This window comes from Iodobacter violaceini (assembly GCF_011601265.1).
Classification (GTDB): domain Bacteria; phylum Pseudomonadota; class Gammaproteobacteria; order Burkholderiales; family Chitinibacteraceae; genus Iodobacter; species Iodobacter violaceini.
In genome coordinates this window covers 34,347-51,696 of sequence record NZ_JAAOLX010000010.1, presented here as the reverse complement: position 1 = coordinate 51,696, position 17,350 = coordinate 34,347, and the positions used below count along the sequence as shown (strand labels likewise).

Sequence of the window (17,350 nt, the reverse complement as noted above, 5' to 3'; positions counted from 1 at the left end):
TCTGTGCCTGCAGATTTTTGGGGCATATTTATAAGCAACACCCCAAGCATCATTCAACATAAATCGTTAAATCACTCTTAATTTGAATATGGCAGGCCAGCCGCACCAGTTCTGGTGTATCAGGAATGGTAAGCGGGGAGTCCGCGGCCAGCCCGGCATGGCGGATCATCACGTTTTTTTCTTTACCGCCCAGCGTCACCATGCTGCCGCTGCCTGCATGCTCTAAGCGCACTTTGCAGGCACCACAGGTTCCCTGACCACAGCGCCACGCCAGTTGTAATTTTCCATCGCTGACTAATGATCTGACCGCCGAAATCAGCGTGCTTTGCGCTTGGGCTGTGCATTCCAGGCGGCGGTTGTCTTGTAAGCTGATGAAAGTTAATTTGTACATGAGCGGGGAGCAAAGCTTAGTTCTAAGATGAAGGAACAATCCACATTGTAACTGGCCATGATCAAGAAAATCCCCACAGAAGTATTAAAGATCGGCATGTATATCCATGATCTGAATGTGGACTGGATGGACCATCCCTTTTTGCGCAAGCAGTTTGTGGTTAAAACGGACGAAGATTTACAAAAAATCATCGCATCCGGGGCGCATGAGGTTTATATCGATACCGACAGAGGGCTGGACTATGCCCATGCGCCTACGGTGGATGAAGTGAATGCATCAATTGAGGCCGAGATGGTTAAAGTCGCCACCGCTCCCGCCCCGGTTATTCAGGTTTCCACCACAGAAGAAATGAGCCGTGCCAAGCGGATTCACAAGCAGGCGCATAATTTGGTGCGGTCTGTGATGCAGGATGCCCGTATGGGTAAAGCAATTCATATGGATGATGTGGAAGAAGTTGTTGAGGCAATTACTGATTCTATATTGCGAAATAGCAGCGCTTTATTAGGCTTGTCGGGAATTAAAGATAAAGACGAATATACTTTTTTGCATTCGGTAAGCGTGTGTACGCTGATGGTTACTTTTGCAAAAAGTATGAATTTTCCTGCGGAATTAATCAGGCAGGCTGGTATTGGTGGTTTATTGCACGATACCGGTAAAACCATGGTGCCCAATGAAATTCTGAATAAACCCGGCAGACTGACGGAAGCAGAATTTGAAGTTATGCGCTCTCATCCCATGGAGGGTTTTAAAATATTGTCGCAGGTGGATTCAATTGGCGAAATTCCATTGGAAATTACGCTTCATCATCACGAGCGTATGGATGGCAGTGGCTATCCGCATAAATTACCCGGCGACAATATTACACAATTAACGCAAATGGCATCGGTGGTGGATGTATACGATGCCATTACTTCTGATCGCTGTTATCACAAGGGAATGCCTGCATCAGAAGGACTAAAAAAATTATGGGAATGGAGTAAATTCCATTTTAACCCTACTCTTGTGCAAGCCTTTATGCGGACAGTGGGTATTTACCCTGTGGGCTCTTTGGTTAAATTAGAATCTGGGCGCCTGGCTGTGGTGCTTGAGCAAAACGAAGGCAATTTATTAATGCCAAGGGTGAAGGCTGTATTTAGCACTAAGGCTAATACTTATATTCCACCGGTAGAAATTGATTTATCCAAACCTATGGGGCTGGGCGGAGCAGACCGGATTACCGGGCATGAATCGCCGGATAAATGGGGAATTGACGTTACCCGCTTTTTAATTCCACCGGGTTGAGGGGGGAATAAAACTAAAAGATCTGCAGACACAGAGTACAAAGAGAAAAACTAATTTATTCAGTTCCATCATTTTTGCTCTGCCGGGAACTCAGTATTTAAACTGAGCCCCCGATAAATACATTAGGGGATGACGATTTAAATACCTGAAAAAATATACTTACTTTATGGTTTTTTCAGTGCTCTGCTTTTCAACTTAGTGTTTTCTGTGCCTGCAGATTTAGGGTTTGGACAGACCTTTGGGTTTCAATATCCCATCAAGCCGCCTTGCCATTGGCGTACGCATTAAGAACAACAACCCTAAGATGGCGGCGTAAATAAGCGGGGTGCTTAAATCCCGTTTTACCAGCCACAGATAATGCAGTACGCCTAAGCTGGCAATCAGATACACCAGCTTATGCAGGCGTTGCCACTGGCGTTTTAGCTTGCGGATCGCTGCTTGATTCGATGTGGCTGCCAGTGGAATCAGCAAAACAAAAGCCAAAAATCCAACGGTTACAAAAGGGCGTTTGATCACGTCGTGCCAGATTGCGGCCGGGTCTAAGCCGTGATCGAATACAAAGAAAGTCAGCGCGTGGATAAAAGAGTAAAAAAACACATAAAGCCCCAGCATGCGGCGGTAAAGCAGCAGCTTGCCGTAGCCACTCAGGCGGCGCAGCGGGGTAACGGCGAGGGTGATCAGCAGAAAGTTAAGCGTCCACGTGCCCGTTTGCCTGGTTAAAAACTCAATCGGATTAACCGCTTGCCCGGTTGCAAATAATATCCAGGCGAGCGGCAGCAGGCAGGCGATAAAAAGCAGAGGTTTACTAAAACGCATTGCGGCAGACTCTTTAAGTGGGGTTAGCGGTTTAGTCGTTTGATACTGCTTAATCTGATAAGCCGCCTTACCGGTATAATGCCCATCCTCGCATAAGGAAATGGCTATGTCGCAGAGCATTATTCACGCCGCGCACCGTATTGTGGTGAAAGTTGGCTCCAGCTTGGTTACCAATGAAGGCCGTGGCCTCGATCACGCCGCTCTTTTGCGCTGGGCGCAGGAAATTGCCGAAGTCTCAAAAATGGGCAAACAGGTGGTGCTGGTTTCCTCCGGCGCTATTGCCGAGGGTGTGGCACGCTTGGGCTGGTCGCAAAAGCCGACTTCGGTACACGAAAAACAAGCAGCCGCTGCGGTAGGGCAAATGGGCTTGTGTCAGGCTTATGAGAGTGCTTTTCGCGCCTATGGTTTAAAAACGGCGCAAATTTTGCTCACACACGAAGATTTGGCTGATCGCACCCGCTATCTTAATGCCCGCTCTACCCTGATGACGCTGCTGAATCTGGGCGTGATTCCCATCATTAATGAAAACGATACGGTGGTCACTGCCGAAATTAAATTTGGCGATAACGATACCCTTGGCGCTTTGGTGACCAATCTGATCGAGGGTGACGCGCTGATTATCCTGACCGACCAAACAGGCCTCTATACCGCTGATCCGCGCTCTGATCCTGATGCCCGGCTGGTTGAAGAAGCCGAAGCAGGGGATGCCCGCCTGGAAGATATGGCGGGCGGTGCGGGCTCCAGTGTGGGCACAGGCGGCATGTATACCAAGATTATTGCTGCCAAGCGGGCAGCCAGAAGTGGTGCATCAACCGTGATCGCTAGTGGCCGGGAGCATGAAGTATTGGCTCGCTTAGCCCGTGGCGAGCGGATTGGCACGCAGCTGACCGCACAATCAACGCCAATCGCGGCCAAAAAACAATGGATTGCCGATCATTTGCTGCTTAAAGGCAGTGTGGTGCTGGATGCAGGTGCGGTGAGAGCGCTGCGCTTGCAAGGCTCAAGTCTGCTGCCTATTGGCGTAAAAGAAGCGCTTGGCGATTTCCTGCGGGGTGATGTGGTGAGCTGTGTGGATGCGGGCGGAGTAGAAATTGCCCGTGGTCTGGCCAATTATAGTGCCGCTGAAACCCGCCGGATTATGCGTTTGCCCACGGGGCAGATTGAAGCAGCTCTGGGTTATATCGATGAATCAGAGCTGATCCACCGCGATAATATGGTGCTGATGGACTAATCAAGCCCGCTGTAAACCTTTGTTTATTCTTGATGTGCCTTATGTAAAGGCAGGGACTAAGGATGGGTATGCTGCAGCGGCTATGCAAATTGCATCGATCAAAGCTCTCACCCTTGCTGTCTTGTATAGATCGGGGTGAGCGACCAGCCATACCGGATACCGTCGCCGGCGTTCTGCCCAGACGGCTTGCAGCTCAGGGTATTCATGGGCAAGAAAATCAGGTAATTCTGTGATGCCAAGGCCCGAGCGGGTTGCGGCGCACAAACTAAATAGCGTGTTGCAGCGCATTCCAATTTTTCCCTGATCAATACTTTCTCCTGCCAGCTGTTCTGGCTCTGACCAGCCTGTAGGCTGCAGGGGCAGTAGCAGGGTGTGTCCATTGAAATGTTCGCCCCAAACAGGCTGAGGGTGTGTTCGCCAATATTGAGCCGACCCATAAAGAGAAACCGTGAGATCCATGAGTTTCCGGGTAATTAACAGAGGCGACTCCGGGCGAATGGTGCGCAGGGCTATATCCGCCTCTCGCCGGTTCATATTTACTAACTCCGCTCCTGTTAAAAGCACAACTTCTATATCCGGGTTTTGTTTTTGCAGTGCTTTTACAGCAGGAATTACAAAAAATTGCGCCAGCGTATCGGTGGTGGCAATGCGTATCAGCCCGGCTAATCCCAAGTCTGAATCCTGTACCATTTTTTGCATCGACAGCGCAGCCTCCTCCAGCCGCAGTGCCTGTGGTAATAACAGGTCTGCAAATGGAGTTGGCATCATACCTGCCGTAGTGCGCAGAAATAAGCGGGTGTTTAACTGCCGCTCCAGCGCATTCAGGTGTCTGCCAGCGGTTGCCTGATCCACATTCAGCAGATTGGCAGCCGCTGCAAGCGTCTTCATTTTGTAAATTGCCAGGAAGTAGCGAACGTTATTCCAGTCCATACCTTGCTGCCGGGAGGGGTGATTGATTGTCGCGGACATTAATAAAATTATTCGTCTATCATTGTCAAGTATTTTTGGATTATTGTGCTGATTTTTTTATAAATAAGTAATTAATATTCCATATATATTTGTAGATAGGCTATAAAAATGCAATACGATCATGCAGTTTTGCCGATTCCAGTCCCTTTTGTCTTCAACTTATAATCAATTCCTTACTTGTTCCGTGGAATTTTTTGCATTATTCCGTGGGTGTTTAAAATAATTGGGAAAGATTTAATTGGTTAATTTGAAAGCAATTTTGGCTGGTGCATGGGTGCTGGAGTCTTATCTGAAGCGTGCAGAGGATGGTAGTGTTGCCTTTCCGATGGGAGAGCAACCACAGGGCATGATTATGTACACGCCTGACGGCTATATGTCTGTGCAAATTATGGATAGTGAGCGGGCACTGTTTGCTTCAGATAATCTGCATGAAAAAACGGCTCCTGAGCTAAGCCTGGCTGCAGCAAGCTATTTTGCATACTCAGGTTTATATGAGGTGGAAATTGAGCCCGCTGCGAATGGAATGTCGGAGCAATCTTTTAGTGGGTTAATCAAGCATCATATGCAAAACAGCCTTTTCCCTAATTGGGTTGGCTGCTCGTTGCTTCGCCGTCTTCATTTGCAGGGGGACAGGCTTGAATTAAGCACATGCCAGGCTTCTTCCTTCCGTGGAAAGCAAATGACCACTCACTTAGTCTGGCGTAAGCGTTCTGCAACTATGACGGACAGTGAGGCTGTTAACCAACAGTTTCGTCTGATCGCGGCATAGGGGCCTGATATGCAAAAGCAGCTCCCCAATCATCCTTCTCTTGTGATGTGCTTGATTATTATGCTGTCGCCAATAGGACAAATGGCGATTGATATTTATGTCACCGCCCTGCCGGCAATGCGGCACGATTTTGGTGTCAGCCAACAGCAAATACAATTAAGTGTAACGGCCTATCTATTGAGTTTTGCTATTGGGCAATTATTTTACGGGCCTCTGGCTGATGCCTGGGGAAGGAGATCCACTTTACTATTTGGGCTTGGGCTTTATTTGCTGGGGAGTGTGCTTTTACTTTCGACGGATCACTTTGCCTTGTTCCTTGCCGCAAGGATTGTGCAGGGAATAGGCGTTGCTTGTGGTTCTGTAGTGATGAAGGCGCTTGCACCAGATCACTTTGCAGGCAAGGAGCTGGCCCATGTGATGACGTATATGGTGATTGGCTGGGGGATGGGGCCTATTGTTGCGCCTGTGCTTGGGGCCCAATTGCAAATTCATTGGGGCTGGCAGTCATGTCTGTACTTTTTGCTCGCATATGGAGCAATTTTATTTTTAATTGTGTTTTTCGGGCTGAAAGAGTCTCTGAAAAAAACGGTTCCACTTAAATTAAAATTGATTATTGAAAATTCGCAGATGATTTATGCCAATCGCGAGTTTCAATTGTGTTTTTTAATTATGGGGCTTTGCTATGGCGTCTTGTTAAGTTTTAATTTATGCGCACCCTTTATGGTTCAGGACGTATTGCATCGCTCACCGGTTTTTTTTGGAAATGTAGCTTTAGCGATGGGGGGCGCTTATTTCTCCGGGGTATTTAGTAACCGGATTATTGCGGGGCGTATTGCTGCCGCACGCCTGTGTTGCTCCGCTGCTATGATTAATATTTTCACTAGTATTGTAATGGTGGCGCTTGCATTGCAATGGGGGTTGAATCTATTCAGCCTAATTATTCCAACCCTGCTGATTACTTTTTTCTCAGGGGTTATTTTTCCGAATATGATGGCCCGCAGTGTGTCGATGTACCCTGCTCTGGCGGGTTTGGCCAGCTCTTTACTTGGCTTTTCGCTGACGTTATGTGCCGGATTGGTGATGTATCTTTCCAGCTTATTACCGATTGACAGTTTATTACCCCTGGCTTTGCTGTATTTGTTTATTGCTATTTCGTCAGGTGCGATGTTGTTTCGTATCTATCGTGCTGAGCCAGTACTTGCTTTGAAGTCTGCCTGACGACTAACTGAGGCCTTGTTTGTTTTATGGATAAAGATGCAGGGCATAAGTGGTTTTTATGTCCTGCATTGATGCGGTGTGTGTTAGCGAACAATCTTAAGCGGTTCGTTCGATGTCATTGAATCGACAATTTTTTCTGCCGATGAGGGCGATTCGCCCCAGCAAAACTCTTTGGCCAGCTTGTACTGATAGCCATTGCGTTTATCTTTAAAAATAAGCTCCCACGGGCGGTTAAGGTTTTGCCACTGATCGCCGCTTAAATAGGCGTAGCTGCGGTATTGCCTGGTTTTGCAATCAATCCCTTCAAAGCTGACATTTCTGACCTTGCTGCCCTTGCTGGTTACGGCCACGGCATAGCGGACAATATCGTCTTGCCCCACAACAATGCCATCCAGTGCGATTTCAAATTTATTCATTCTGGAATCATAATTTGCGCTGAATTCCTGCCATTTTTCGAGTTTCTTTGGATCTGGCTTGGTGAATTCTTTTTCTTCAGGCGTGGGCAGTGGCGCGTCTTTGAGTAGGCGTGAAAATGTTGTTCCGCTATCCCGCTCTATGCCCGGCGGAGTGGTATTACTGTATTCAGATGCGCTGGCAAGGCAAGGCAGGGCAAGGAGGGTAATAAAAAATAAACGTTGCATATTTATCCTGAAAATATTGTTTGTCTGCTTGTCAGTGTGGAATCCGGCGAATAGGAATACTACGCGTGGGACGAATACTAAACCATGTGGCCTGCAGGGTAATATGTTGTATGCCGTAATGTTCGCCCAGCATATGGTTGATATGTTGCAGCTGCAAGGGCCATGTTTCTGGTTTTTCGATCACAATATGCGCTGAAAGTGCCACTTTGCCACCGGATATATTCCAGACATGCAGATCATTCACCTGAACCACGCCCTTTTCAGAGGCCAGAGCGGCGCCAATTTCTTCCAGATTCAGGTGATGCGGCACGCCTTCCATTAAAACATGGGTGGCCTGGCGTAGCAGATTCCAGGTAGAGCGCAGAATCAGCATGGATACCACCACCGATAAAATCGGATCAATTGCCTTCCAGCCGGTAAAGTAAATCACCGCACCAGCGGTAATCGCCGCAACCGATCCCAGTAAATCGCCCAGCACATGAATCATCGCCGCACGGCTGTTCAGATTATCGTGGTCGTGCGATAGCTGCCATGCCGAAATGATGTTCACGACAAGACCAATCACCGCGATAATCATTACGCCCATGCCGTTAACAGGATGAGGATTGAGCAAGCGGCTGACCGCTTCCACCACAATCCACACCACCAGTGCAATCATCACAAGGCTGTTGATCAGCGCGCCAATCACCTCTGCCCTGGCATAACCATAGGAGTTGTCTGCATTGGCGGGCCGCTGGCCAATCAGATTGGCAATCAGCGCTAAGAGCAGCGCAGCGGCGTCGGTAAACATATGGCCCGCATCTGAAATCAGGGCCAGCGAGCCGGTCATCACCCCACCTGCTAACTCAACAACTCCAAAGCCACCGGTAATAATCAGTGCCAGCAGCAGCCGCTTTTGCGAGCTGGGCTTGCCATGGTCGTGATGGTGATGGGCGTGATCAAAGGTGTGATCATGGTGCTCGTTATGCCCGCCGGGCTGATCGTGCGGATGTTCGTGTTGATGCGGCATTTATTTTTCCTGACGGATTGTGACTTGAAAACCCTGATCGCTGGTGAGGGTGATGCTGGCCTGGTGTAATTCTGCAATTCTGTGCACGATGGATAAGCCCAGCCCGGCACCCGTCTGGCTTTGGCCGGGAGGCCGGTAAAAGCGCTCACCTAAGCGGGCCAGTACCTCGGGTGGAACGCCGGGGCCATTGTCGCTAATGCTGATGGCGTTTTGATGGATCTTAATTGTGATGGCCGCATTTTCACCCGCGTAGCGCCTGGCGTTATCCAGCAAATTACGCAGTAACAGCGCCAGTAATCCTGCATGGCCATGCCATGTCCAAACATTGCCAGTATGTAAGCAGGTTTGCGGCAGTCCGGCATCTTGTAAGGCTTGCCGGGCAAGCTGAGCCATATCGATACTGAGTCCGGTTTTTACTGTTGCATAGTCAAGGCGTGCCAGCTCTAAAAGCTGTGCGACCAAATGCGTGCTGCGATCTACACCGAGCAAGGCTTGTGTGAGCGCTTTTTCTCGGGTAGCGGGGCGCGGGCTGCCCTGGGCCAGCTCGATTTGTACACGCAATCCGGCTAGCGGGGTACGCAGCTCGTGGGCGGCATCTGCAGTAAAACGCCGCTCTTTTTCCAGCGTGTCATTCACCTGGGCAAAAAGCGTATTAAGCCGGTCGCGCAGCGGTGCAATTTCGCGCGGCACTGGCAGGGTGAGTGCTTCCAGGTTATCAGGCGCGCGGCGTGCAAGCTCGGCATCGACCGCTTTAAGGGGGAGCAGGCCGTGCCGGATGGCCAGCAATAATAGTGGCAATAAAATCGCTAATGCCAGCCCTGCTGTCATGCCTACATAGCCGACGATTTCGTCGATCAGCTTATCGCGTTTTTGATGGGGCTCACCCACAATAAGCTGGCGCTCCTTATCCTGGCGAATGGCAATTTCCCAATGATTGCCGTCGAGGTTGATGGTGCGCGTTTTTTTTTCGGGCAGGGTCTGAAAAGGCAGTGGATGCTCGTTGCTGGAGACCAGCAGCTTGCCGCTGTTGTTATAAAGGCTAAAGGCCACTCGGGGCAGATGATCGGGTTTGCGGCGCAGATCAAACTGTAAATCGTCGTCGTCGCCCAGGCTTTGCCAGAGCAGGTCGGTATAGACATAAAGCTGTTTATCCAGCAGCTCGCTGATTTCATCATGGGTTTCGTAAAGCAATACGGCGCTGAATGCAGCCCAGGTGAGCGAGGTGAGTAAGAGCACCAGCAGGGTAAGCCTTGTGGCCAGCGAGGCACTTTGCAGCCAGCTTCTCATTCTTTTTCTTCCAGGCGCCATCCCAGGTTACGGGCATTGCGTATCACGACATGATTGAGTTTTTTGCGTAAATGCGAGAGATGTACATCGAGGGTGTTGCTTTCAATATCCTGCTGCCAGCCATAGAGTTTTTCTTCCAGCTGCGGGCGGGACAAATAGTGCGGATGGTTCGCCATTAAAAGATGCAGCAGGCGGTATTCCATCGCTGTCAGGTTGAGTGTCTGGCCTGCTTGTTGCACCGACTGATGAGCAGGATCAAGTACCAGATCCTGCCAGCACAGCTCGCCATCATGCTTACCCTTGCCCCGGCGTACGAGGGCTCTGACCCTGGCGCAAAGCTCGCCAAGCGCAAAGGGCTTGATCAGATAATCATCCGCGCCTGCATCGAGGCCCTTGATGCGATCTTCAATGCTGTCTCTGGCCGTGAGCAGCAATACCGGCAAATGGCCGCGTTCACGGCGTATCCATGCCAGAAGCTGCAGGCCATCCATACGTGGCAGGCCAATATCGAGCACCACGCCATCAAAGCTGTGCTCGGTCATCAGCGCCAGTTTTGCTGATTCGCCATCTTTTAACCAGTCGACTACAAAGCCTGCGTCAGTTAAGCCCTCGGCAATGCCATCGCCGAGGAGAGTATCATCTTCAACCAGGAGTAAGCGCATGGAGATCCTTTATAAGGCACAGCAGCCTCAGCTGTGTTCCTCTTTTATGTCGGGTATTTCTGCTCGTTTATAGCCGTGAATCATCGCAGCAGGCAGGTTTTCTTTATGCCGCCAGCTTTCTAAAAGCGCTGCAGCAATATGTAAGCCTGCACCGCTTAATAAGGTGTAAGCCAATACCTCATGCAGTTCTTCCAGCCATTCTTCACCAAAAAATGCGTCTGTTCCCATCATATAGCCCGTGCCGCCCATGGCTAAGACCATGATCAATAAAAACAGCATCATCACGGCTCCTGCCGGATTGTGGCCCAAAAAACGCGGGTGCTCGCCACGGCGCATGGCTTGTACATAGGGAATCACCCGTTTGGGGCTGGGAAACCAATCGCTAAAGCGGGCATGGCGGCTGCCAATAAACCCCCAGATAATGCGAAGGCATACAATGCCCAGTGCTGTATAGCCTTCCCAGCGGTGCCAGATTGCGCCTTCTTCGTTCAAAAAATTGCCTAAAACTGCAATGGCCAGGCTCCAGTGGAATACGCGCACCAGCGGGTCCCAGACTTTAACTCGATTCATGATTGAATCCTTCCCGGCATGATTAACAGCGCCAGTGCCTGGTTTTGGCAGGCGTTGTTGTTAACGTGAAAACCTGGCTGAGACAGCCAGCGTTAAAAGCTTTGCGGCATGTATTTAAAATAAGAGGAGTGGCCTGAGCCTGCTCCTCATATTTTATCGGTGCGAAAATTAATCGCCGATCTCAGATTTAACGATGTCCAGTGTTTTGGTGTCGAAATAGACTTCGGCTTTTTTGCCTTCTTTATTCCAGCCATAGATTTCGTAGCATTCGCCGGATGTTTTGAATTTTTTGATTTTGTAACCCATGGCCACAATCTTGCTTTGGGCGTCACTTGGGCTTAGCCATTCAGCCTTTGGGTGCGGTGTGCAATTTGCACTGGCCATGGTCAGGGAAGAGGTTGCGAGGGTGGCAACTGCAATCAGGGCTGCGATTTTCATGGTGTTTCCTTCGTGGTGTGTGTTGAAGAGCTTGCATTTCAACACAGCATCATTAAGCGAGACTTAAGCTTGAAGGATTAAATAAAAATTGCAGCCTGCTGTTTCAGGCCAGGGGATGATGATCTAAATCAGGCCTTTGGGATGGATCCAGATGCGTCATCAAATTAAGCACCCGGTGCCGCTGCATCACGCGTTGCCGCGCTTCTACGGCGATATCGTGGCCTGCTTCTACGGTAATCAGCGCTTCTACTTCGATATGCGCATCGACCACAATCATGTCGCCCATTTTGCGTGTGCGCAGATCGTGTACACCCAGCACGCCAGGCGTGCTGATGAGGGTTTGTCTGATGGCCTGCACTTCATCATCGTCCGCCGCTCTGTCCATTAAATCGTGCAGGGCATCCCAGCTAAATTGCCAGCCCATTTTACTGATCATAAAGCCCACTAAGAGCGCCGCAATCGGATCCAGAATCGGATAACCCAGCAAATTACCAATAATGCCGAGGCCCACTACCAGCGACGATGCAGCATCCGAGCGGGCGTGCCAGGCATTGGCGATCAGCATGCTGGATTTCACCCGCTTGGCCACATTCAGCATATATCTGAACAGCAGCTCTTTAGCAATCAGCGCCGCACCCGCTACCCACAGCGCGATGATGTGTACTTTTTGAATGGTTTCAGGTGCTTCAAGCTTATTAAATGCCGCCCAAAGCATGCCTATGCCCACTGCCAGCAAAATCAGGCCAATAATCAGTGAGGCTGCGGTTTCAAAGCGCTGGTGGCCATAGGGGTGATCTTCATCTGCATCTTTTTTGCTGTGGTGCCCGGCAAAAAGCACCACACCATCGGCCACAAGGTCAGAGAGGGAATGAATCCCGTCAGCAATCAGTGCCTGAGAATGCGCAAACAGGCCCAGTACAATCTGGGCGCTTGCCAGAATAATATTTACCGCCACGCTAACCCAGGTGCTGCGCGATGCTGCGGCTGCACGGTCGGGGGTATTTTCGGCAGAGACTTTGCCATTCATATTACTTATCCATCCTTTGTGACGTCTGTTTTGTGGTACTCATTTATAGGCAAATCAGGTGTGGGCATTGCACCATGCCGTGATTAAGCAGAAATTAAGCTTGTGCAGATAGTCGCTGTCAGCCTGGGACGAGTATAAATCTGAAAGAACTGTCAGCTCTTGTTCATACGCAGAAGAGCTGGCTTGGTACAATGGTTCTTTTTATCGGAGACATCCATGTCCAGCCGCCCGGAGCACCAGCAAGCCGCCGATTTAAGCGGACTTAATTGCCCGTTGCCTATCCTGCGCACTAAAAAGGCCCTTGCCACGATGCAAAGTGGTGAAGTGCTGCATGTGATCTGTAGCGACCCGGCCACGCCGACCGATTTCACCGCGTTTTGCCGTCAGACCGGGCACGAGCTGATCGAAACCTGGCCGCAAGACGATAAATTTTTGTTTTTGATTCGCAAACGCTAAGTGACCAGGAAAAACTATAAAACGTTTACTTATTCACTAATACTGAAATATTGAGAATCCATATATGAGCAAATCAATCACAATTATCCAACCTGATGACTGGCATCTGCATTTACGCGATGGCGATTTAATGGCCGCCGTTTTGCCACATACTGCTAAAGAATTCGCCCGCGCGATTGTGATGCCTAATCTGAAACCGCCTGTAACAACCGTCGATGCGGCATTTGCCTATCGCCAGCGGATTTTGGAAGCCCTGCCTCCAGGCGTGCAGTTTGATCCGATGATGGTGCTGTATTTAACTGATCATCTGACTCCTGAAGAAGTCGTGAAAGCTAAGCAAAGTGGTTTTGTCAAAGCGGTAAAGCTTTACCCTGCCGGGGCTACAACGAATTCAGATTCGGGCGTGACTAACTTCGATAAAGTCATGCCAGCCTTAGAAAAAATGGCCGAGCTGGGCCTGCCGTTTTTAGTGCACGGCGAAGTCACCGATCCGCAGGTGGATGTATTCGATCGTGAAGCGGCCTTTATTGACAGCGTGCTGATGGTATTGCAGCAGCGCCTGCCTAAATTAAAAATTGTGTTTGAACATATCACCACCAAACAAGCAGCTGAATATGTATTAAAGGCAGGCCCGAATATCGCCGCTACGGTTACACCTCAGCACTTATTAATGAACCGCAATGCGCTGTTTACTGGCGGAATTCGCCCGCATCACTACTGCCTGCCCGTATTGAAGCGCGAAGAACACCGCCGTGCGCTGCTGGCTGCTGTGACATCCGGCAGCAAAAAATTCTTCCTCGGCACCGACAGCGCACCGCACGCCAAGCACACAAAAGAAGCCGCTTGCGGCTGTGCAGGGATTTACTCCGCCCATGCTGCGCTGGCTTTATATGCCGAAGCGTTTGAATCGGTAGGCGCGCTCGATTCACTCGAAGCCTTTACCTCTAAAAACGGTCCGGCTTTTTATGGCCTGCCAGAAAATACCGGTACGGTGACACTGGTTAAAGAAAGCTGGCAGGTGCCAGCCAGCTATCCGTTTGGTGAGCACAATGTTGTGCCATTACGTGCCGGGGAAGAAATCCATTGGAAGCTGGTTTGAAAACGATATTAGTCAGCCGGGCTGTGGCTAAACCCGGATGGTGGATATTTGGCATGGTGATGCTTGCCGCCGCATGGTGGGGGCAGCCGCTGGTGGATTCGGGTCACTTTGAAAACCACTTCTTTGGCGTGTTCTGGTATTCCATGATCGCCTTGGGATTGATCTTTTGGGGCCTGCCGGGTGAGCAATTTACTGACGGCACCATTCTTGAGCGTCGCACTATGCTGCTGGGTTTGCTGCCACTTTGGCGTAAAAGCGAGCCTGTGAGCGCTTTTGAGCGGGTAGAGCTGACGCAAGAGCCGAATGTTTTTGGCAAAGATAGCGTGTGGCTTAGCCTGATTAAGAGCGAAGATGGAGAAACCACTCGTCGTTTTGTGTTCGCGTATTTTCCTGCCAGCCAGCGGGGAATCGCTAAAGCGCAGCAAATGGCAGGTGATTTATCACAAATAAGCGGTTTGCCATTTGCACAAGCGGCCTCAGAGGTGTGATAATCCGCCGCTGCGGAGCAGGCCAGACAGTCGCTGCCATACTTTTAGGGTATGGGGGAGGAAAGTCCGGGCTCCATAGGGCAGGATGCCGGTTAACGACCGGGCGTTGCAAGGCGACGGAAAGTGCAACAGAGAGCTGAACCGCCTATGGCCCAAGTTGAAAGCCTTTATTGAAACAAGGCCGGATTGGGATCAGGTAAGGGTGAAAAGGTGTTCCCGTCAGGGATGCAGGCCGCGAGGTTTGTCGGTAAGAGCGCACCGCGGACGTGGTAACACGGACGGCAGGGTAAACCCCATCCGGAGCAAGACCAAGCAGTAGACGTTGAGGTGGCCCGCCGAGTCTACGGGTAGGTTGCACGAGCCCAGTAGCAATGCTGGGCCTAGAGGAATGACTGTCACCTTGGGGTAACTCAAGGCTACAAAACCCGGCTTATCGGCCGGCTCCGCAACCCGAATAAGTAAAAAAGCCGATCCGGATACAGATCGGCTTTTTTACGTTTGAATTAACAGTGTTTACTGAGTGAAAAACGCCGCGAAGCGCTTATTGATTTCATCCGGAGACACATCTTCAATATGCGTAGCAAGGCTCCAGATATGGCCAAACGGGTCTTTTAATGTACCAATCCTATCGCCATAAAACTGATCGCTGACGGCGCGCAGCTCAACAGCACCGTGCTTAATCGCCTGCTCAAAAGCAGCATCAACATTTTCTACATACAGCATGATGCTCACTGGCGAATTACCCAGAGCGGCCGGGCTTACATAGCCCATGTCCGGATGTTCGTCGGCCAGCATAATCGATGAATCGCCAATTTTAACTTCGGCGTGAGCGATTTTGCCGCTTGGGTCAGCCAGGTGCATGACTTCGGTGGCGTTAAAGGCGCTTTTATAAAACTCAATGGCGCTCACTGCGTTGTTGACTATCAAGTAAGGCGTTGCGGTATGGTATCCATGAGGTATGGCTTTCATTGCTGCATCCTTGTTCAAAAGTAGCCCAACATAGCGCGCTCGGGATTAAGTCGCGCCTTTAACAACCCGCTTAAGCAGGCTGATCTTCATTACCAATAAAGCGGTAAATCACGGCACCTAAGATGGCACCTGCAATTGGAGCAAGCCAGAACAACCATAGCTGGCCGATAGCAAATTCGCCTGCAAACAGAGCGACAGCAGTACTGCGGGCCGGGTTCACCGAAGTGTTGGTTACGGGAATGCTGATCAGGTGAATCAGAGTGAGGCCCAAACCAATTGCGATGGGGGCAAAGCCCTGCGGGGCGCGTTTGTCTGTTGCACCCAGAATAATGATCAGAAACATCATGGTCATGACCACTTCGGTAATCAGTGCTGCGGCCATGGAGAACTTACCTGGTGAGTACTCGCCGTAGCCATTTGAAGCAAAGCCACCCAGGGTTGTGAAATCTGCTTTACCGGTCACAATAAAATACAGCACGGTTGCTGCCACAATCCCGCCTGCAACCTGGGCAACGATATAAGGGATAAGTTGATTCGCAGGGAAGCGTTTGGCCGCCCAAAGTCCTATAGAAACCGCAGGGTTAAGATGGCAGCCAGAAATATGGCCTATTGCATAGGCCATGGTCAGAACGGTCAGACCAAAAGCTAAGGAAACACCCACAAAGCCAATTCCCAGTGCGGGGAAGGCTGCTGCCAAAACTGCACTGCCGCAGCCGCCAAGTACCAGCCAGAAAGTGCCAAAGAATTCTGCCGCGTATTTTTGCATTTTGTGCATTCCTTTCAATTAGATTACATTTTGAGAGGGCGAATATACAGCTGAGCCCTTGTACGGGTACAGGTAAAAGTAGCTTGCATCAGTGTTTGCTGCGGGTGTTTGTGTTGAAGCTCACATATGAGCTGGGTTAATTAGTGAGTTTAAAACATGATCCTGCCATTGTCCGGCGATTTTTAAGTAAGAACGCGCATAGCCTTCTTTCTCAAAACCTAAGCTTTGCAACAGCCTGGCGCTGCGCAGATTATGCGGCAGATGGTTAGCCATAATGCGGTGCAAATCCCGGGTGCGAAACAGGTGTTCAATCGCCGCATCCAAGGCTTCTTTCATCAGGCCCTTGCCCTGCGCGCAAGCTGCAAGTGAATAGCCTAAGTGACAGGCCATAAATGGCCCTTGAACAATATTACTAAAACTACATTGCCCCAGCATTTCAGTGCTGTGAGCATCCAGCAATACCCAGTGAATTGCTGTGCCCTGCTCAAATTGCAGCCTGGCGTTTTCCAGCCTGAGCTGCCAGGCAAAAGGGGTGAAAAAATCCTCATCCCTTTGCGGGTCCCAGGGGGCAAGATGGTTGCGGTTTTCTTGCTGGAAGCTGGCCCAAAGCGCCGCCTGTGCAGGCTCAGCCAGCACAAGCTTTAAGCGCCCGGTATTGATTTGTTCTATTTTTGGCGTTTTTCGACCAAAAATCATAGTGCGTCTTGCGGGTTATTGGCGTGGAGTTTGGTTTCCAGCTCGCTGATCCGGGCTTCTAATTCATGCATTTTTTCACGTGTGCGGGCCAGCACTTCCTGTTGAATTTCGAATTCTTCACGGGTGACTAAATCCATTTTGGTAAAGGCCGAGGCCATCATGGCGCGGGCGTTTTTTTCCATATCTTTGGCTGGGCTGGCAGCAATCGCTTCGGTGATTTTGCTGGCGATTTCGTCAAAAAATTTATCTTTAAGCATGGTGAATATCCTTGGTGTTGTTGCTGCACCGCATGTGGGGCGGGCGATTGTTCATTCTTATTCCGTTGTTGCACAGGCAAGTGTTGCTGACTTGCTTTTGAACGGTGTCGGTTTGACTTTTAAGTTTAGCAGAAGCTTGCCATTTTTAGATCGCACCACTCTGGTGCAAATTTAAGTTGCAGTGCACCATGGAACGTCTATTGTTGGTGCATTACCCCGCTGAGTGATTTTCAAGGCTATGAATTTAGTGCGTTTTATCGCTTGGCATACTTTGTGCTGAACTTTGATCGTACCCACCTTTGAGAAGGAG

At 50.1% G+C, this 17,350-nt stretch carries 22 protein-coding genes and 1 other RNA gene; 9 read left to right on the top strand and 14 right to left on the bottom strand.

Annotated elements, in window-relative coordinates:
- Positions 1 to 49 precede the first annotated feature (49 nt).
- Positions 50 to 391, bottom strand: coding sequence for a 2Fe-2S iron-sulfur cluster-binding protein (locus tag HA050_RS17485; protein WP_166829007.1), 342 nt, complete (start codon positions 389 to 391; stop codon positions 50 to 52).
- 57 nt (positions 392 to 448) lie between these two features.
- Here HA050_RS17485 and HA050_RS17480 point away from each other — a divergent pair, with 57 nt between their 5' ends.
- The gene (locus tag HA050_RS17480) at positions 449 to 1,672 is read left to right on the top strand and encodes an HD-GYP domain-containing protein (RefSeq protein ID WP_166829005.1); all 1,224 of its coding nucleotides are present in this window, start codon (positions 449 to 451) and stop codon (positions 1,670 to 1,672) included.
- Positions 1,673 to 1,891: 219 nt separating this feature from the next.
- Here the strand turns inward: HA050_RS17480 and msrQ are convergent, their stop codons facing one another.
- The gene (gene msrQ, locus HA050_RS17475; protein ID WP_240929138.1) at positions 1,892 to 2,608 is read right to left on the bottom strand and encodes a protein-methionine-sulfoxide reductase heme-binding subunit MsrQ; all 717 of its coding nucleotides are present in this window, start codon (positions 2,606 to 2,608) and stop codon (positions 1,892 to 1,894) included.
- Between msrQ and proB the strand changes: the two genes are divergently transcribed.
- The gene (gene proB / locus HA050_RS17470) at positions 2,595 to 3,719 is read left to right on the top strand and encodes a glutamate 5-kinase (protein WP_166829002.1); all 1,125 of its coding nucleotides are present in this window, start codon (positions 2,595 to 2,597) and stop codon (positions 3,717 to 3,719) included. The genes msrQ and proB overlap by 14 nt on opposite strands.
- A 39-nt stretch (positions 3,720 to 3,758) precedes the next feature.
- Here proB and HA050_RS17465 read toward each other — a convergent pair whose 3' ends face one another.
- Positions 3,759 to 4,649, bottom strand: coding sequence for a LysR family transcriptional regulator (locus HA050_RS17465; RefSeq protein ID WP_166828999.1), 891 nt, complete (start codon positions 4,647 to 4,649; stop codon positions 3,759 to 3,761).
- A gap of 277 nt (positions 4,650 to 4,926) precedes the next feature.
- On the opposite strand from HA050_RS17465, the gene HA050_RS17460 reads away from it, so the two are divergent.
- Positions 4,927 to 5,457: a lipocalin-like domain-containing protein gene (locus HA050_RS17460; protein ID WP_166828997.1), complete on the top strand. Its 531-nt coding sequence runs from the start codon at positions 4,927 to 4,929 to the stop codon at positions 5,455 to 5,457.
- Between the two features lie 9 nt (positions 5,458 to 5,466).
- On the top strand, positions 5,467 to 6,675 hold the full coding sequence (locus HA050_RS17455) for a multidrug effflux MFS transporter (protein ID WP_205836489.1): 1,209 nt from the start codon (positions 5,467 to 5,469) through the stop codon (positions 6,673 to 6,675).
- 83 nt (positions 6,676 to 6,758) lie between these two features.
- Here the strand turns inward: HA050_RS17455 and HA050_RS17450 are convergent, their stop codons facing one another.
- The 7 genes from HA050_RS17450 to HA050_RS17420 form a co-directional block, all read right to left on the bottom strand.
- Positions 6,759 to 7,316: a CNP1-like family protein gene (locus tag HA050_RS17450; protein ID WP_166828992.1), complete on the bottom strand. Its 558-nt coding sequence runs from the start codon at positions 7,314 to 7,316 to the stop codon at positions 6,759 to 6,761.
- A 31-nt stretch (positions 7,317 to 7,347) separates the two neighbouring features.
- Positions 7,348 to 8,325, bottom strand: a complete 978-nt coding sequence (locus HA050_RS17445) for a cation diffusion facilitator family transporter (RefSeq protein WP_166828989.1) — start codon at positions 8,323 to 8,325, stop codon at positions 7,348 to 7,350.
- Positions 8,326 to 9,612, bottom strand: coding sequence for an ATP-binding protein (locus tag HA050_RS17440; protein WP_166828986.1), 1,287 nt, complete (start codon positions 9,610 to 9,612; stop codon positions 8,326 to 8,328).
- Positions 9,609 to 10,274: a response regulator gene (locus HA050_RS17435; protein WP_166828984.1), complete on the bottom strand. Its 666-nt coding sequence runs from the start codon at positions 10,272 to 10,274 to the stop codon at positions 9,609 to 9,611. Before HA050_RS17435 ends, HA050_RS17440 begins: the two co-directional genes overlap by 4 nt.
- A gap of 27 nt (positions 10,275 to 10,301) precedes the next feature.
- Positions 10,302 to 10,844, bottom strand: coding sequence for a cytochrome b/b6 domain-containing protein (locus tag HA050_RS17430; RefSeq protein WP_166828981.1), 543 nt, complete (start codon positions 10,842 to 10,844; stop codon positions 10,302 to 10,304).
- A gap of 168 nt (positions 10,845 to 11,012) precedes the next feature.
- On the bottom strand, positions 11,013 to 11,282 hold the full coding sequence (locus tag HA050_RS17425) for a PepSY domain-containing protein (RefSeq protein WP_115230099.1): 270 nt from the start codon (positions 11,280 to 11,282) through the stop codon (positions 11,013 to 11,015).
- Between the two features lie 103 nt (positions 11,283 to 11,385).
- A complete protein-coding gene (locus HA050_RS17420) occupies positions 11,386 to 12,309 on the bottom strand; it encodes a cation diffusion facilitator family transporter (protein ID WP_166828978.1) in 924 nt (307 codons plus the stop codon).
- Between the two features lie 216 nt (positions 12,310 to 12,525).
- Between HA050_RS17420 and HA050_RS17415 the strand changes: the two genes are divergently transcribed.
- From HA050_RS17415 to rnpB, 4 genes are all read left to right on the top strand, one after another.
- Positions 12,526 to 12,765 (top strand): sulfurtransferase TusA family protein, encoded by a 240-nt coding sequence (locus tag HA050_RS17415; RefSeq protein WP_166828976.1) that lies wholly within the window; start codon positions 12,526 to 12,528, stop codon positions 12,763 to 12,765.
- A 64-nt stretch (positions 12,766 to 12,829) separates the two neighbouring features.
- Positions 12,830 to 13,864: a dihydroorotase gene (gene pyrC / locus HA050_RS17410; protein ID WP_166828973.1), complete on the top strand. Its 1,035-nt coding sequence runs from the start codon at positions 12,830 to 12,832 to the stop codon at positions 13,862 to 13,864.
- The gene (locus HA050_RS17405; protein ID WP_166828971.1) at positions 13,861 to 14,352 is read left to right on the top strand and encodes a hypothetical protein; all 492 of its coding nucleotides are present in this window, start codon (positions 13,861 to 13,863) and stop codon (positions 14,350 to 14,352) included. Before pyrC ends, HA050_RS17405 begins: the two co-directional genes overlap by 4 nt.
- A gap of 14 nt (positions 14,353 to 14,366) precedes the next feature.
- Positions 14,367 to 14,801: RNase P RNA component class A (gene rnpB / locus HA050_RS17400), an RNA gene on the top strand.
- A gap of 64 nt (positions 14,802 to 14,865) precedes the next feature.
- On the opposite strand, the gene HA050_RS17395 is transcribed toward rnpB, so the two are convergent.
- The 4 genes from HA050_RS17395 to HA050_RS17380 all read right to left on the bottom strand — a co-directional run bounded on the left by HA050_RS17395 (position 14,866) and on the right by HA050_RS17380 (position 17,040).
- Complete coding sequence (locus HA050_RS17395) at positions 14,866 to 15,321, bottom strand: VOC family protein (RefSeq protein ID WP_166828968.1); 456 nt, start codon at positions 15,319 to 15,321, stop codon at positions 14,866 to 14,868.
- Between the two features lie 70 nt (positions 15,322 to 15,391).
- On the bottom strand, positions 15,392 to 16,087 hold the full coding sequence (gene aqpZ, locus HA050_RS17390; RefSeq protein ID WP_166828966.1) for an aquaporin Z: 696 nt from the start codon (positions 16,085 to 16,087) through the stop codon (positions 15,392 to 15,394).
- Between the two features lie 120 nt (positions 16,088 to 16,207).
- Positions 16,208 to 16,783: a ribosomal protein S5-alanine N-acetyltransferase gene (rimJ, locus tag HA050_RS17385; RefSeq protein ID WP_166828963.1), complete on the bottom strand. Its 576-nt coding sequence runs from the start codon at positions 16,781 to 16,783 to the stop codon at positions 16,208 to 16,210.
- The gene (locus HA050_RS17380; protein WP_099399412.1) at positions 16,780 to 17,040 is read right to left on the bottom strand and encodes an accessory factor UbiK family protein; all 261 of its coding nucleotides are present in this window, start codon (positions 17,038 to 17,040) and stop codon (positions 16,780 to 16,782) included. The genes rimJ and HA050_RS17380 overlap by 4 nt, the downstream gene beginning before the upstream one ends.
- Here HA050_RS17380 and HA050_RS17375 point away from each other — a divergent pair.
- Positions 17,039 to 17,215 (top strand): hypothetical protein, encoded by a 177-nt coding sequence (locus HA050_RS17375; protein WP_166828962.1) that lies wholly within the window; start codon positions 17,039 to 17,041, stop codon positions 17,213 to 17,215. The two genes, HA050_RS17380 and HA050_RS17375, sit on opposite strands and share 2 nt — an antisense overlap.
- Positions 17,216 to 17,350: the final 135 nt, after the last annotated feature.

Coding starts and splice junctions, on each gene's coding strand:
- HA050_RS17485 (WP_166829007.1), bottom strand. CDS start 391: ATGTACAAATTAACTTTCATCAGCTTACAAGACAACCGCCGCCTGGAA.
- HA050_RS17480 (WP_166829005.1), top strand. CDS start 449: ATGATCAAGAAAATCCCCACAGAAGTATTAAAGATCGGCATGTATATC.
- proB (WP_166829002.1), top strand. CDS start 2,595: ATGTCGCAGAGCATTATTCACGCCGCGCACCGTATTGTGGTGAAAGTT.
- msrQ (WP_240929138.1), bottom strand. CDS start 2,608: ATGCTCTGCGACATAGCCATTTCCTTATGCGAGGATGGGCATTATACC.
- HA050_RS17465 (WP_166828999.1), bottom strand. CDS start 4,649: ATGGACTGGAATAACGTTCGCTACTTCCTGGCAATTTACAAAATGAAG.
- HA050_RS17455 (WP_205836489.1), top strand. CDS start 5,467: ATGCAAAAGCAGCTCCCCAATCATCCTTCTCTTGTGATGTGCTTGATT.
- HA050_RS17450 (WP_166828992.1), bottom strand. CDS start 7,316: ATGCAACGTTTATTTTTTATTACCCTCCTTGCCCTGCCTTGCCTTGCC.
- HA050_RS17445 (WP_166828989.1), bottom strand. CDS start 8,325: ATGCCGCATCAACACGAACATCCGCACGATCAGCCCGGCGGGCATAAC.
- HA050_RS17440 (WP_166828986.1), bottom strand. CDS start 9,612: ATGAGAAGCTGGCTGCAAAGTGCCTCGCTGGCCACAAGGCTTACCCTG.
- HA050_RS17435 (WP_166828984.1), bottom strand. CDS start 10,274: ATGCGCTTACTCCTGGTTGAAGATGATACTCTCCTCGGCGATGGCATT.
- HA050_RS17430 (WP_166828981.1), bottom strand. CDS start 10,844: ATGAATCGAGTTAAAGTCTGGGACCCGCTGGTGCGCGTATTCCACTGG.
- HA050_RS17425 (WP_115230099.1), bottom strand. CDS start 11,282: ATGAAAATCGCAGCCCTGATTGCAGTTGCCACCCTCGCAACCTCTTCC.
- HA050_RS17420 (WP_166828978.1), bottom strand. CDS start 12,309: ATGAATGGCAAAGTCTCTGCCGAAAATACCCCCGACCGTGCAGCCGCA.
- HA050_RS17415 (WP_166828976.1), top strand. CDS start 12,526: ATGTCCAGCCGCCCGGAGCACCAGCAAGCCGCCGATTTAAGCGGACTT.
- pyrC (WP_166828973.1), top strand. CDS start 12,830: ATGAGCAAATCAATCACAATTATCCAACCTGATGACTGGCATCTGCAT.
- HA050_RS17395 (WP_166828968.1), bottom strand. CDS start 15,321: ATGAAAGCCATACCTCATGGATACCATACCGCAACGCCTTACTTGATA.
- aqpZ (WP_166828966.1), bottom strand. CDS start 16,087: ATGCAAAAATACGCGGCAGAATTCTTTGGCACTTTCTGGCTGGTACTT.
- rimJ (WP_166828963.1), bottom strand. CDS start 16,783: ATGATTTTTGGTCGAAAAACGCCAAAAATAGAACAAATCAATACCGGG.
- HA050_RS17375 (WP_166828962.1), top strand. CDS start 17,039: ATGGTGAATATCCTTGGTGTTGTTGCTGCACCGCATGTGGGGCGGGCG.
- HA050_RS17380 (WP_099399412.1), bottom strand. CDS start 17,040: ATGCTTAAAGATAAATTTTTTGACGAAATCGCCAGCAAAATCACCGAA.